At 52.7% G+C, this 13,721-nt stretch carries 12 protein-coding genes; 4 read left to right on the top strand and 8 right to left on the bottom strand.

The window, feature by feature from the left end; translation table 11 throughout:
- Nucleotides 1-133: 133 nt before the first annotated feature.
- The 5 genes from H6F94_RS08480 to H6F94_RS08460 form a co-directional block, all read right to left on the bottom strand.
- Entirely contained in the window at nt 134-1,051 is a 918-nt protein-coding gene (locus H6F94_RS08480; protein WP_190801766.1) for a cyclic nucleotide-binding domain-containing protein, read from the bottom strand.
- 555 nt (nt 1,052-1,606) lie between these two features.
- Nucleotides 1,607-2,734, bottom strand: coding sequence for an ABC transporter substrate-binding protein (locus H6F94_RS08475; RefSeq protein WP_199320270.1), 1,128 nt, complete (start codon nt 2,732-2,734; stop codon nt 1,607-1,609).
- A 179-nt stretch (nt 2,735-2,913) separates the two neighbouring features.
- The gene (gene prmA, locus H6F94_RS08470) at nt 2,914-3,828 is read right to left on the bottom strand and encodes a 50S ribosomal protein L11 methyltransferase (RefSeq protein WP_190801765.1); all 915 of its coding nucleotides are present in this window, start codon (nt 3,826-3,828) and stop codon (nt 2,914-2,916) included.
- A gap of 165 nt (nt 3,829-3,993) precedes the next feature.
- Nucleotides 3,994-4,347 carry a zinc ribbon domain-containing protein gene (locus H6F94_RS08465; RefSeq protein WP_190801764.1) on the bottom strand — a complete coding sequence of 118 codons (354 nt, stop codon included), beginning with the start codon at nt 4,345-4,347 and terminating at the stop codon, nt 3,994-3,996.
- 97 nt (nt 4,348-4,444) lie between these two features.
- Complete coding sequence (locus H6F94_RS08460) at nt 4,445-4,885, bottom strand: DUF4346 domain-containing protein (protein WP_190801763.1); 441 nt, start codon at nt 4,883-4,885, stop codon at nt 4,445-4,447.
- Nucleotides 4,886-4,971: 86 nt separating this feature from the next.
- Here H6F94_RS08460 and purN point away from each other — a divergent pair, with 86 nt between their 5' ends.
- The 4 genes from purN to H6F94_RS08440 all read left to right on the top strand — a co-directional run bounded on the left by purN (nt 4,972) and on the right by H6F94_RS08440 (nt 9,747).
- Nucleotides 4,972-5,622, top strand: a complete 651-nt coding sequence (gene purN / locus H6F94_RS08455; protein ID WP_190801762.1) for a phosphoribosylglycinamide formyltransferase — start codon at nt 4,972-4,974, stop codon at nt 5,620-5,622.
- 141 nt (nt 5,623-5,763) lie between these two features.
- Entirely contained in the window at nt 5,764-5,913 is a 150-nt protein-coding gene (locus H6F94_RS08450; RefSeq protein WP_190801761.1) for a QAALIT motif small membrane protein, read from the top strand.
- A 117-nt stretch (nt 5,914-6,030) separates the two neighbouring features.
- Entirely contained in the window at nt 6,031-7,659 is a 1,629-nt protein-coding gene (prfC, locus tag H6F94_RS08445; protein WP_190801760.1) for a peptide chain release factor 3, read from the top strand.
- A gap of 399 nt (nt 7,660-8,058) precedes the next feature.
- A complete protein-coding gene (locus H6F94_RS08440) occupies nt 8,059-9,747 on the top strand; it encodes a pentapeptide repeat-containing protein (protein WP_190801759.1) in 1,689 nt (562 codons plus the stop codon).
- Nucleotides 9,748-9,994: 247 nt separating this feature from the next.
- Here H6F94_RS08440 and frr read toward each other — a convergent pair whose 3' ends face one another.
- The 3 genes from frr to H6F94_RS08425 all read right to left on the bottom strand — a co-directional run bounded on the left by frr (nt 9,995) and on the right by H6F94_RS08425 (nt 13,550).
- Nucleotides 9,995-10,543 carry a ribosome recycling factor gene (frr, locus tag H6F94_RS08435; RefSeq protein ID WP_190801758.1) on the bottom strand — a complete coding sequence of 183 codons (549 nt, stop codon included), beginning with the start codon at nt 10,541-10,543 and terminating at the stop codon, nt 9,995-9,997.
- Entirely contained in the window at nt 10,530-11,258 is a 729-nt protein-coding gene (pyrH, locus tag H6F94_RS08430; RefSeq protein ID WP_190801757.1) for a UMP kinase, read from the bottom strand. The genes frr and pyrH overlap by 14 nt, the downstream gene beginning before the upstream one ends.
- Before the next feature lie 102 nt (nt 11,259-11,360).
- Entirely contained in the window at nt 11,361-13,550 is a 2,190-nt protein-coding gene (locus tag H6F94_RS08425) for a lytic transglycosylase domain-containing protein (RefSeq protein ID WP_190801756.1), read from the bottom strand.
- Between the last annotated feature and the right edge of the window lie 171 nt (nt 13,551-13,721).

The following is a 13,721-nucleotide window of genomic DNA, read 5'->3' as shown; positions in this document are numbered from 1 at the left end:
CAGGGTTAGTCCATTCAACAACATTGTGACTGGACAGCGTAGCGCAAGCAATCAGGAGTGCCACACTGAGCCTGACCGGGAGCTAAACGACTTCAACCAGGGAACTTCAAGCACCAATCTGTGAGTGGCAGCTTCAAGCGAGGGTCACACAAGCAGTCTTCTGGCCCGTGAACTGGTGATATTGCTCTCGACTCAGACTGAAGGCCCGCACCTCTGTTATTGCGCGTAGCGTCAGCTCCCTTCTTTCTAGCGCATTCCCTGAATCAGTTTCAGTCTGGAACCGATCGCCCGCCCCTAATTCAGTAAACTGAGTGCCCTGGGTAAGGGTTGTGTCAAACACCACTGCTCGACCTGAGCGCAAAATGAGAACCCGCTCAAACTCCTGTGTGGGTCCGGAGATCACGGCACCTGCCGAAAAATACTCCTCTTGCAGACAGGCCTTGAGTTCCTGACGCCTTGCCGGGGATAGCGCTGCAAATGCTTCTAACCGCTGAACCTCTACATCTTCAATGCGGGCAGCGAACTGGCTCCGGGAGGTGCAGTGGAAGAACGCAGGATAAACCGCACGCCAACCGCGCGCCTCTAACCGGGCTTGTAGCGTTGCCAGGGTTTGGGGTTGGTTGTCTGGGTGATTGAGAGGCCGCCAGCGACCATGACGGATAATCTGCAATCGACCTGCCTGCTCGCAGAAAAAACGAATCACACCAGCCTGATGTGCAACTGGCTCCACTGAGATCGAGATGAGTTGACAACCGGCTGCTAAGTCATCTCGGTACAGGCGACCGTAAATCTCTTCAGCCGCAGCTTGTGTTAGGCCAGGCGCGGCCTCGGCCAATCCCAAAGCCAAGAATTCTGATAAGCTCTGCCACACCTGTAGGCTACAGACTCTGACGCGAGCCCGCTCCCATTCTGGGTGCTCACAGTAAAGGCTGATGAGCTCTCCTGCGTGCAACGTCGTCCACCGCCCTGTGTAGGGCCGTACGATCACCTTTTTTTGCCCTTGAAGGATTTGGGTGGCGGCCCACTGGTCTAGAAAAATCTTCCGAAGCATTGCACTCAGTTCAGAAACGGAAGCTTCAGGCCCGAAAAACAACTCTCTTTGGGAATAGTTGTTTTCAACCCGATCTCATCGTCCTCCCAATTTCAGTTAAGAACTACGGAGAAATTACGAGCTAATCTCAAGAAAACGATAAAGATTTCAATAAATTATCCGAGATGTCACGGCTGTCATTCTCTGAGTTAGCAGCCTCCCCACCAACTAGGGGTAAATACGGAAAATACCAAGACGGGCTTTATTAGGATTTCAGACAACGTCATCAGTATCCGGAGAAGACTCAAATCAGAATTTTGTGAAAATGCGAACACTTTGAGGGTGTTTTAGCCATGAGACAGTGTTTAGATAATGGTTAACCAACTGTGCTGGGTTGGTAATGGCACAGCATCAAGCTTTTTAACTAAACGTCGGACTGTAACGTTAGTTGGTAATTCCTCATCTCCTAAGGAGAATGAGCGTTAGACCAAAGCTTAAATCGCAAAAAATTTGGTCTAACGCCCATCCTCAGCCATTTACAACGTTAGGGCCTTAGAGCATAAAGACAGGGCTGGCTCAGCTTGCCGTTTTGCCAGTTGCGGCCTCCCAGACCTTATAGGAAACTGTGGTTTCGGCTGGGTCTGCGGTCAGGATGCCAACGCCCTTTAGCAATTCGACTGAAGCTTTGTAGGCAACCGGATCTAAGTAACCTGCTTTGCCTTCCAGGGTTGGTCCTGCCTGGTAGAGCTTGGCAATCTCAGCCATTTGCCAAGTTTGATGGTCCTTGGGATCAGCCGTGGCCCCAGACCCTTTGCAGGTATTGCCACAGATAGGTAGAACAGTGGTCACAGCTGTCGCCTGATCTTTCACCGCATCATCCCAACCTTTGAGTGAGGCCCGTAGTAATTTAGCCCCAATTTCGACGCCTGAAAGTCCACTGTCTTTGAAGTTGGCAGCGTTGAGAGTTTCTTCAGTTGTGAACACTAAATCTTCCAGCAGGTTGACGCCCAAATCAGGAGCGCTAATTACATTGAGCTTGTCCAGCGAATAGCCCAATCCAACAATCTGATTGAGTTCGTTGTAAGACATTGCGCTCACAACATCAACCTGTTTAGGAAATACCAAACCCGGATCAAAGGGATAAGTCACCGCTTGAATGTCAGGGTTGGTGACTTTGGAGTCAAGAGAGCTGGTGAGGTTGTACTTTTTAAGAACTGCCAGAGCTGGGTACTCATTGCCTGAGGGCCAAACCCCAATTTTCTTGCCTTTAAATTGTTCTGGAGAAGTAATGTTTTTCTCCTTGAGTGACACGAGGCGGAAGCCACTCTTTTGAAACATTTGAGCAATGTGAACGACGGGCAACCCCTGCTGACGCGCAACGAGCAGGTCGGAGATCCAAGTTGTACCAAAATCTGAACCCCCGCTGACAACGGTTTGGATGGGGGATTGATCACCGATGGGCAGCAACTCAACGTCGAGTCCCTCGTCCTGAAAATAGCCTTTCTGTTTGGCAATAAAGTAGCCTGCAAATTGAGCTTGAGGAAACCATTTGAGCTGTAGCCGAACTGGGACAAGGGCAGCAGGTATAGCCGCTGTTGTTGAAGTTGCTGCTCCCTCAGGGTTTGGAGCAGTGGCCGTTTGAGGGCCAGAGCAGGCAATGACAACTAGCAGGCTACACAGAGCTAACAATAAGCTCTGACTCAATTTTCTCCACAAAATCAGTCCTCTCACGCAACAAGCACTCCTACAGGCTCTTTTTCGCTTGGCTTTTTCGCTTCGGGAGAATTTGAATGCAAAATCTCTGATCCGACCTTATAACCTGGCCTGAAGACGCTCGTAGCAATCCAGGCTACCAAGCTTGCAGGAAGCTACCTGAAGTTAACTCAGGCAGAACGTCGGATCGTGAGACAGCACCAATCACCGCGCCGCCAGAGCGTTGCAACGGTCCAGCCGTGTTGCTCTAGCATGTCTGCAACCGGCTTAGCCTGCTCCATCAGAATCCCACTGAGAACGCCCCAACTTGTCGGCTTCATAATCTCGCCAAAATGGGGGACCAGATCAATGATCACTTCGGCCAGAATGTTGCAGGCAAACCCGTCCAGCGGTTCTCGTAAGGTCCGACTCAGCAGATCCACACTACCCAGAGCCACAGGCATCTGCTCTTCATTCAGTTGGTTGAGGTCGCGGTTAGACTGAGATGCCTTCACGGCTAAGGGATCGGTGTCCACAGCGTAGATTCGCTTAGCCCCTAACAACAGCGCCCCAATGCTCAAGATGCCAGAGCCACAACCTATATCTGCCAGGATCAATTCAGCATCAGGTCGAGCCCCAGCCAACCGCATCTCTAAAGCTTCCAAGCTGAGCTGAGTGGTTGGATGGGCACCAGTACCGAAGGCTGTACCAGGGTCTAAGCGCAAGATAGCTCGGTTGCCAACATTGGTTGGGGTCAGCCAGGCTGGTTGGATCAGTAGACGATCGCCGACCTCTTGAGGATGCCAGTGGTCTTTCCAGCTACTCGACCAGTCCTCTTCCTCAATCAGATCCCACTGAACTGCAGGACTGTTAGACGAAATACCCGGTGCAGCCGCGATCAGGGCATCTTGACGCAGCAATAGGACTAGGGCAGCCAGGTCTAGAGGATTGGCCTGGTCCTGAGGCAGATAGCCCCGCATCAGACGAGCAGGCCCTCGCACTTCACTGGCAGAGCCACGACAGCCAAAGGTGTCTAGACGCCACATGACTAGCTCTTCCAGTGCAGGTTCACAGAGAATCTTAATTTCCCACCAGTTGTTCGCCAAGGTTGCTCTCTAATTGCGGTCTAAGGTTCGTGCATGTGGCGGCTAGGAGCACTCCTAGAACTTGTTGCTGCAATGTCTGCCAGCAAAGGCCTACCCGTAAGGAATCTGACTCAATCGGTTGAATCGGTAATCAGAGCGAGAAAGCAGGTTAAATTGCTGCGCAGGCTAGCGCAGCAGAGTGAAAGCGACGGCCAGAACTACAACTGCTCCCAAGCCTATCCAGAAATAGCGCCGTTCGCCCATCCCTAACTGAGCCCGGTAGCGGGCTTTGACTTCAGCAGCTGTCAAATGCACAACCTGCTGGCTACGATAAAGCGTACAGGACAAGGCCTGGGGCCGCTGAGGAAAAGTACAACTATCATCGGCCTGGTAGACACAGGTATCACACAGAAAAGCACCTCTCTCAGCTCGGTGCAACGGCATACCCGGATGACCATGAGCTTTGAGCGTCTCACTGCAAACTGGGCAAGTGACGTCAGTGGAGCTAACCGGTTGGTGACAGCGAGGGCACTCTAGCATGAGCCTGTTTGTCTAGCCTGTTTGTCTTGCACTCAGAACGGCACTTCTCAGTGAGCTACGTCTCAGCAAGCTAACGGTCTGGAGCTTACATTTGTCCCTAATCTTGGATGTAATCCTGGCCAGATAGCAAAGCTGCTTCTGCTTTCTGAAATTCCCGTCCTAAGTAAGCGGCGTGGTCCAGGTAGGTGACTGGACAGGGCCGAGTCCGCTCTAGCACCTCAGCTGCTAATTCCTTAGCAGTACGCCCTTGAAAAGTACGCGTAGGAACGCGCTCTACCTTGCCTCGGACTGGAATGGGCTTACCGGTAGCTGGATCGACTGCTAAACCTTTTTCGTTGATTGTATTGGTGTAGTGTTTGGCGCAGATCAGCTTGGCCTCGCGGTCCAAGTAGATCACAAAGTAACCCCCTGGATCCAAGGCGATGGGGCGTTTAGACAGCTCATTGTCTAACTGCACTAACTGTTGACGCCAGTCAAGGTCAGTCGCTTTCGGTTCAGTTCTGATGGGAGCAGTCGGATCTGACACAGGATCGAGCATGCGGCGATAGATAAAAGAAAACTTCGAGTCTTAGGACTCTGATTCAGTAGTAGGTTGGTTCAGGTACTCGGATCCTAACATTACCCATGACTGGCAACTCTGGAGCAACGCCTGCTCTGCGTTTGGGCGTTCTGGCTTCTGGCAATGGCAGCAATTTTCAGGCCCTAGCTGAGGCTATCCAAGCAGGCGAAATCCCTAACGCAGAAATTGGGATTCTGATCTACAACAACCCTGATGCGCTAGTTCGTCAACGGGCTGAACGTTTGGGTATCTCAACTCAACTGCTCAATCACCGGGCTTATCCTCGACGCGAGGACTTGGATCATGACATTGTTAGCTGTTTAAAAGAAGCTCAAGTGGACTGGGTGGTGATGGCTGGCTGGATGCGCCGCGTCACTGAGGTTTTGATCAACACGTTTCCGAACCGCATTCTGAACCTGCACCCCAGCTTACTGCCGAGCTTTCCAGGGATTAGAGCCGTGGAGCAAGCTCTAGATTACGGAGTCAAGGTGACGGGCTGCACCGTGCATATTGTGCGGCTGGCGGTTGATAGCGGTCCGATTGTTTGTCAGGCGGCGGTGCCTGTCCAAGCCGATGATACAGCCGCTACACTGGCTGAACGCATTCATCAGCAAGAGCATCGAATTCTGGTTGAGGCTGTGGCTCTAGTCGCAAGTGGACGAGTCCAGGTAGGTGAGCATCGGGTCCGAGTGTTACCGACTCTGCCAGAAAACTAGGTTTATACCGTAAATCTGCTGGACTTTGCATACTCCTTAAAAGAAAAACCTCAGAATTTACGGAACCCTAATCGTAGGTTGGAGCTCTTTACTAGAGAGCAGACCACACTGAGAGTGGGCTGTTTGATGAGGAGTGAAGTCATGCTAGAGAAGTTACTGCTTGCTGTCACGGCAACATTTGCGTTGAGCCTGGTGATTGAGACTCAGCAACCCCCTGTGCCAATGCAGAGCGGAGCGCAACTCACTGCCCAGCAGCCGCTGCTGATGGTTGCCAATTGGATTGAACGCTAATTGCTATTGGTGGGTTCTGAACTGCTAAGCTCTGCCTGGCTTAGCTGACCTTTCATAGAATGGGAAGCCTTTCATAGAATGGGGAGGTTGACACCGTGAGCATTTCTGCCAACCTCCATGCCCAGCGAACTGCACGATGAACTGCAACAGGCCGTTGAGAAGCGCCGAACCTTCGCGATTATCTCGCACCCCGACGCTGGTAAGACTACGCTGACAGAAAAGCTACTGCTTTACGGAGGTGCAATCCACCTGGCAGGGGCGGTGAAGGCTAGGCGTAATCAGCGCAGCGCCACCTCTGACTGGATGGAGATGGAGCAGCAGCGCGGTATTTCGATTACTTCGACAGTTTTACAGTTTGATTACAACGACTGCCAGATTAATCTACTGGACACGCCGGGTCACCAAGACTTCTCCGAAGATACCTACCGCACGCTAGTCGCTGCAGACAATGCAGTCATGCTGGTCGATGCGGCCAAAGGCTTGGAGCCACAGACCCGCAAGCTGTTCGAGGTCTGTCGGCTGCGCCGGATTCCGATCTTCACTTTTATCAATAAGCTGGATCGGCCGGGACGTGAACCGTTGGCCCTGCTCGATGAGATTGAGCAGGAACTAGGTCTGCAAACCTACGCCGTCAACTGGCCAATTGGCATGGGCGACCGTTTTAAGGGCGTTTATGACCGTGCTAGCCAACAGATTCATTTGTTTGAACGCCGGGAGCATGGTTCTCGAGAGGCGATCGACACAGTCGTTAACCTGGGAGATCCCCGCATTGAGGCTCTCCTAGAGCAGGATCTCTATTATCAGTTCAAAGAGGAACTGGAGGTTTTGGAGGGAATTGGTCCAGCACTAGATTTAGAAGCGGTACATGCAGGAGAGCAGACCCCTGTGTTCTTCGGTAGCGCCATGACTAACTTTGGGGTGGAGCTGTTTCTCCAGTCCTTTTTGGACCATGCGCTCAAACCGGCAAGCTACCAAAGCACGCTAGGCTGCATCGAGCCGACGCGCGAGGAGTTTTCGGGATTCGTGTTTAAGCTTCAGGCCAACATGGACCCCAAACACCGAGACCGAGTCGCGTTTGTGCGAGTCTGCTCGGGCAAATTTGAGAAGGACATGACTGTACAGCATGTACGCTCCGGCAAAAACGTGCGCCTGTCCCGTCCGCAAAAGCTCTTTGCCCAGGGGCGTGAGTCGATTGAAGAAGCGTATCCAGGCGACATCGTCGGTCTCAATAACCCAGGCGTGTTCTCGATTGGGGACACCATTTGTGTAGGCCAAAAACTCGAATTTGAGGGAATTCCTTACTTCTCGCCGAGCTTATTCGCCTTTCTGCGCAATCCTGAATCTTCGAAGTTCAAGTCCTTCCATAAGGGAGTGTCAGAACTGCGAGAAGAGGGCGCCGTTCAAATTATGTATTCAAGCGATGAGTCAAAGCGAGATCCCATTCTGGCTGCGGTTGGGCAGTTGCAATTTGAAGTTGTACAGTTCCGGCTCCAAAACGAATATGGGGTTGAAACGCATCTGGAAATGCTGCCCTACTCAGCTGCCCGCTGGGTGGTGGGGGGTTGGCCTGCCCTCGAGAAGGTCGGCCGTCTGTTCAACACGATGGTGGTCAAGGACGCTGTGAACCGTCCAGTCCTGCTATTTAAGAATGAATGGAATGTGCACCAGATTCAAAGTGATCACCCCAGCCTCAAGCTCAGCGAAACGGCACCCGTTTTAACCTTGAACTCACAAACCGAAGGGTAAAGCTGACCTGAAAAAGCGTGATGTTGTTCTGCTCTACCTGAGTCGAAACTGGTTTCAGGTCAGGGACGGCATGACATCTCCTCATGGCTCCGGTAGAGTGATAGGCGGGTACCTCTAGCGCTCAGGGCCATTATTGCCTGGGAGCAAGATAGAGGCCGACGTGTCGATTGCCCGCTAGGGCTGTGGGTGCTGCAAACGTAGCACGGCTTTCTCGTTTTGCTACCTGGGCAGCGTCACCCTTGACCCTGAATCAGCCTTGGTCTTAAGCTCGGCCATCTCTCTTCATTGCATGAGTGCTGTATATGCATAACCCCGCGCAACCTGGAGGCTCCAGGCAGTTCTCAAGTTTGATTTTCGGGGCATCTTGTACTAGCCCGCTTGGTTTGAGACACAGGCGATATGGAAGCCGATGAACTGCTACAGCGCTACGCTCAAGGAGACAGGAACTTTGCTGTTGCCCACCTGATCGGGGCTAACCTCGTTGGCGTAAATCTCACCGGAGCTAGCTTGATTGGAGCTCATTTGAGTACAGCCAGTTTGCGGCTGGCTAATCTCATGGGCTCTAACCTCAGACTCGCTAACCTCAGCGCTGCCAATCTCCGACTGGTCAATCTCAGTGGTGCTAATCTCAGTGGTGCTAATCTCAGTGGTGCTAATCTCAGTGGTGCTAATCTCAGTGGTGCTAATCTCAGTGGTGCTAATCTCAGTGGTGCCGATCTTAAACTAGCTATTTTACGATTAGCTGATTTAAGCAACGCCAACTTGAAATTAGCCAACTTGAACGGTGCTAATCTCAGTGGCGCTAATCTTGGCGGCGCTAACCTACGCTTAGCAAGCTTGAGTGAGGTCAACTTAAGCGAGGCGAAGCTAAAAGCTGTTGACCTGCGAGGGGCCGATCTTAACGGCGCTGACCTAAGTCGGCGGGACTTGAGTGGCGCTAACTTAAGTGAGGCCAACCTTCAAGAAGCGAATCTGCGCAATGCCAATCTAAGCCGAGCCAAATTAGTAGGGACAGATTTACATAAAACGCAGTTCAACGAAGCCAATTTGAGTGAAGCTAATCTTAGTAAAGCGGAGCTTGGCTGGGCTGATCTTGATAGTGCTAATCTCTGCGAAGCCATCTTGATCGAGGCAAATTTAGGAAGAGCAAATCTAAGTTGGGCAAATCTGCGCGGTGCTTGTCTCCGTAATGCAGATTTAATGGGGGCAACTCTACGCTGCACGACCTTACGAGAAGCAGATTTGACTGGTGCCGACTTGAGTGAAGCTAGCCTAGTAGAAGCGAAGTTAATAGGGGCTAACTTGAACACAGCTAACCTGACCCGAGCTGACCTGAGTGAAGCCAATCTTAGTCGAGCTAGTTTGCGCCGCGCCACGTTAACCAAAGCTATCCTTTCAAGCACTTGTCTAGCTCAGTCCGATTTAACCGAAGCCAATTTGATTGCCGCAGATTGGCTTGAAGCGGATCTGAGTGGAGCTGTTTTGACTGGTGCTCAGGTGTTCGGTGTGCCTCGTTTTAGTCTGAAAACCGAGGGCATGATTTGCGATTGGGTTGACCTCAGCATGAAGGGAGATGGCAGTCGCATTGTTCGATTTAATGCTGAGGAAGCTCGCGACTTTTTTAGTGACATTTCACCTATCCTTCGCATTGTTGTAGAAGCGGTGCTTGACCAGGACGCCAACTTTACCTTAGCGGCAGTCTATCGCCAAATTGCTCGACAGCACCCTGAACTGCAAAGACCGCCAAGCATTGAGATCACTCGACGTAAAACCGTGCTGACCTTCGCAGTGGAGAGTGATGAGCAGCTCTTGCCAACACTTTATCTAGCGATTGCTCCCTTTAAAGACTCTGAAGCTACCTGGCAAACAGTTGAAGCATTAGGTCAGAAAAGTATGGCTTCAGACAAAATCGCAATACCAAAGTCCTATACTCAACTCAAGCAAATCTTTCGCTTGAGATCTACGTTGGGGAAGATTTTAGCTAAAGCTATCGATGACTTAAGCTTTTTTCACGCTCCAACCCATACAACAGTAATCAATTCACGCGGTCAACAGATTCGTCTGTATGGTAATCAAGCCACTTTCTAAGCTTATTGATAGCCCACCTTACAGGTCCCAGGCTTAATCTCGAACGATTGGCCTGCCTAAGGACCTGTACTATTGCCCACAAGTTGAGACCTGGAGACATCGGACTGGGGCTAGATAACTAGCTAGATAACTAGAGGGGGCTGTCTAGCCTCAAGAGTGACCTAACCTGCACGGGCAGTTGCATAAACACTCCAGACATCAACTTGTGGGACACACTTATAAAACCGCACGGTCCTAGCCAACTGCCTTAAACGGTGCTGATCTCTTTCTCCTTGTTAGCTAGCAACTCGTCGATTTTGTGAGTGTAGCGATCTGTAAGCTTTTGGATCGCATCTTGGCGGTCGAGCGCTTCATCTTTGGAGATTTCGCTGTTCTTCTCTTCCTTCCGAACCGAATCCACAGCATCGCGGCGAATGTTGCGGATAGCAACCTTACCTTCTTCTGCAAGCTTGGAAACAGTTTTCACGAGTTCCTTGCGACGTTCAGAGGTCAGGGGTGGAATGTTCAGGCGAATCAGCGAACCATCGTTGCTAGGTGTCAGACCGATATCAGACAGCGAGATTGATTTCTCAATCAAGTTCAGCGAAGTGCGGTCGAACGGTTGGATCGTGATTGTGCTGGCATCTGGGGTTGCCACGTTAGCAAGAGATTTCAAAGGGGTGGGGGTGCCATAGTATTCCACCATCACCCGATCCAGTAATGAGCCACTGGCACGACCTGTGCGGATTGTGTTGAAGTCCCGCTGGGCTGCTTCGACAGCCTTCTGCATCCGGGACTCGACTTCAGATAACTTCATGGGACCCTCCGACAATCGTTCCAATCGATTCTCCCATTACAGCCCGACGCACGTTTCCGCTAACAGTTAGATCAAAGACCACAATGGGAATGTTATTGTCTTTGCACAACGCAATGGCCGTACTGTCCATGACTTGCAGGTCGTGGGTGAGCACGTGGCTGTAGGTCAGACTTTGGAAACGGCGAGCTCCAGGGTGCTTTTTGGGATCTGCATCGTATATGCCATCCACCTTCGTCGCTTTGAAGATAACCTCCGCATCGATCTCAGCCGCCCGTAGGGCTGCGGTCGTATCTGTGGTGAAGAAGGGATTGCCAGAGCCTGCACCAAAAATAACTACCCGTTTTTTTTCCAGGTGGCGGATGGCGCGACGACGAATGTAGGGCTCAGCCACCTCCTGCATCGTAATCGCCGATTGGACTCGGGTCGGCACGTTCTCTCGCTCCAGTGAGTCCTGCAGGGTCAAGCAGTTCATCACCGTGGCGATCATGCCAATATAGTCTGCGGTAGCGCGGTCCATGCCTGCTGCCGCGCCCTTTACGCCTCGAAAAATGTTGCCGCCGCCTACGACGATGGCAACCTCTACCCCTGCCTTGACCACTTCAGCCACTTCTAGCGCAATCGATTGCACGACACTGGGGTCAATGCCATAGGCGAGTTCGCCCATTAAAGCTTCACCGCTGAGTTTCAGCAGTACTCGTTGATAGGTTGTCCCCATCCAAAAACTACCCGCTCCTATATCAGGCCCATTTGCACACTACGATAACAGCACCCTGAAACCGACTTGTGACCGTTGAACCTGTCTCTGTCTCTGCAAGCCTTACTGGTCTGCCTGGAACTGAGCTAGCTCCTGATGAATATCAGGAGAGTACAGACGCAGATAGTTCCAGTAGTTCTCAAAGACTAACTTGACGTAACCTCGGGTCTCCGAGAACGGGATGCTCTCGACGAACTCGTCAGCGTCCCTCAACCCGAAGCGTCTCACCCAGCTTGACACATTCCCAGGACCAGCGTTATAGCTAGCGACCGCCAGCATCGAGTTGTTGCTGTATTCGCGATGGGTGTAGTCCAAATACCAGGTGCCCAGCTTGAGATTATCGTTGGGATTGCTCAACGAGTAGCTTCCCAGACCGATTTTGCTAGCGATCCAGTCACCTGTGCCAGGCATGACTTGCATGAGACCCGTCGCGCCAGCTGAGGAGCGGATATTGGGTTCAAACCGCGATTCTTGACGGATCAGGGCCATCACCAACAGCGGGTTCAAGTTCCGGCTCTGGGCCCAGGTAGTAATGCCCTCCCGGTACTGCATGGGATAAAGCGCTTCCCAGAAATAGGGTTGCTGCTTGAGTGCTTCCAGGTTGGAGCGTTGCTCGGAGGGGATATCTTGCCAGAGCAAGCTGGAAATCTGGTCAAGTGCCTCCAGGTTGTCGTTCACTTCCAGGCGTAGCAGGCCATCGGTAAACTGTTGGGCAACACTGAGGTTGATCCGCTCGGGCAGCTCCGCTTGCCAGCGTTGCCAGGCATCGATGCCTGAGCCCAGGAGGTACAACTCCTGGACCTGTGTAGATCCAGCCGTGAGATTACCCCGACTTGGGGGTTGAATGCTGTAGGCTACTCGCCGAGCATTGAGGAAATCCCCGACAGGCCAGCCCAGAAGACCCGCTGACCGCCAAGCGTAATACGACTGTGGGTAACGATTGAGCACCTGTTGGAAAAAGCCTCTAGCCCGGTCAGCTTGTCCGAGTCGCTGCGACCATTTGCCTGCCCAGAACATTAGCTGAGGGGCTGTTTCGCTGTCGGCAGGGGCTGCGGAAGCCACTGCTTGCGCCTGCTGAATGGCTCCACTCAAATCACCCCGTTGTGCCCGAGCACGAGCTAATTCCCAACTCAGCTCAGCCGCAGCTTCTGTGTTGGCGTAGCGGCTAAGCAATAGGTTGCGGGCGGCACTGGCTGCCTGCGCGCTGTTTGAGCGGTCATAGACCTTTGCTTTAGCCAAAACCGCTTCTGCGGCTCTGGTCGGGTGGTTAGCGATTGCTTGGTCTAGCCAGGGCAGCGCATTTTGAGCGGTGGTAACCCCAGGAATACGCAGTAGGGCGTTACCGGCATCAACGTCGTTGGGGAACTGCGTGGCAACGCGGGTGTAGTAACTGTAGGCGCGGCGACTGTCACCCGAGAGTTGCAGGCTGCGGCCAGCTCGATACAGATTGCGAGCAGATTGAGGGGCGCGGGCATAGGCGCTAGCTGCTTTGGCAAACTGACGATTCTGCCAGTAGCCAAAGGCCACAGCTTCCCAGTCTTCGGCCCGCAGACGTGAGGCGTAGCTGCGCACCAGACGGTCTAGCACTGGCACTGTGGTCTTACGCTCTGGCGAGTAGCGCGCCAGCAATAGCATCAACTCAGGCTGATTGGGATTCTGAGCTAGCAGCGTTCGGGCAATCTCGCCACTGCGTGGGTGGGCTGGGAATTGGTTGATTGCTTGTGCCCAGTAGTTCCGGTTGCTGCGCCCGAGAGCATAAAGGGCCTCAGCGGCAACCGGGCTTTGAGCATGCTCCGTCAGAATTTGCTCCCAAACGGCTTGAGCTTGACCGGGGTTACGGGCAGCGGTGTAAGCCCGAGCGCGCAACAGTAGAACCTGATCGGCCAGCATGGGGTAATCCCGCTCCAGCCCCTCAAGCGAGGGCAGGGCCTCAGCGGGTCGGTTCAATTGCAGATAAAGGTCTGCTAGACGGTAACGCGCTCGACTGCGTTCAGTTTCAGAACGACCGTTACGGGCAAGTTGCTCCAGACGGCTGATCTGCTCTGTGGTCGATAACTGCGCGATCTGGCGAAAAGTGGCGCCCGTATCAGTGGTGTTACGGGGTTCTAGGGCAATGGTTTGAGGCTCAGAATTGGCAGGTTGAGCGGTCTGTTGTCCGCTGCGCACTGCTACCGTCACACCTGCACTAATCAACGTGGTTGCTAGACCTAAGCCCAGCACAAAGGACAACCGCACAAGATTCCGCTTTAGCACTGGCTTAACCTACCGAGACTCATCAACTCAGGGGACTGAAACACTGACTGGATCGACTGGTCTGACACACTGGTTGAATGCACTGCCTTCGTTGCTCTTAGCGACTTTAGCACTTTCGATAGAGCTGGCAAGACCTACTTTCCCCGCGAGGGGGGAGGTGACTGAGCCTCG

Source organism: Leptolyngbya sp. FACHB-261 (assembly GCF_014696065.1).
In the GTDB taxonomy this organism is placed as follows: Bacteria; Cyanobacteriota; Cyanobacteriia; order FACHB-261; family FACHB-261; genus FACHB-261.
Note: the sequence above shows the minus strand (reverse complement) of the source record. Positions and strands in the feature narration are given on the sequence as shown.

Excerpts from the sequence above, each read along its gene's own strand:
- H6F94_RS08460 (WP_190801763.1), bottom strand. The coding sequence starts at position 4,885 with ATGCTCGATCCTGTGTCAGATCCGACTGCTCCCATCAGAACTGAACCG.
- purN (WP_190801762.1), top strand. The coding sequence starts at position 4,972 with ATGACTGGCAACTCTGGAGCAACGCCTGCTCTGCGTTTGGGCGTTCTG.
- H6F94_RS08440 (WP_190801759.1), top strand. The coding sequence starts at position 8,059 with ATGGAAGCCGATGAACTGCTACAGCGCTACGCTCAAGGAGACAGGAAC.
- H6F94_RS08480 (WP_190801766.1), bottom strand. The coding sequence starts at position 1,051 with ATGCTTCGGAAGATTTTTCTAGACCAGTGGGCCGCCACCCAAATCCTT.
- prfC (WP_190801760.1), top strand. The coding sequence starts at position 6,031 with ATGCCCAGCGAACTGCACGATGAACTGCAACAGGCCGTTGAGAAGCGC.
- H6F94_RS08465 (WP_190801764.1), bottom strand. The coding sequence starts at position 4,347 with ATGCTAGAGTGCCCTCGCTGTCACCAACCGGTTAGCTCCACTGACGTC.
- frr (WP_190801758.1), bottom strand. The coding sequence starts at position 10,543 with ATGAAGTTATCTGAAGTCGAGTCCCGGATGCAGAAGGCTGTCGAAGCA.
- H6F94_RS08450 (WP_190801761.1), top strand. The coding sequence starts at position 5,764 with ATGCTAGAGAAGTTACTGCTTGCTGTCACGGCAACATTTGCGTTGAGC.
- pyrH (WP_190801757.1), bottom strand. The coding sequence starts at position 11,258 with ATGGGGACAACCTATCAACGAGTACTGCTGAAACTCAGCGGTGAAGCT.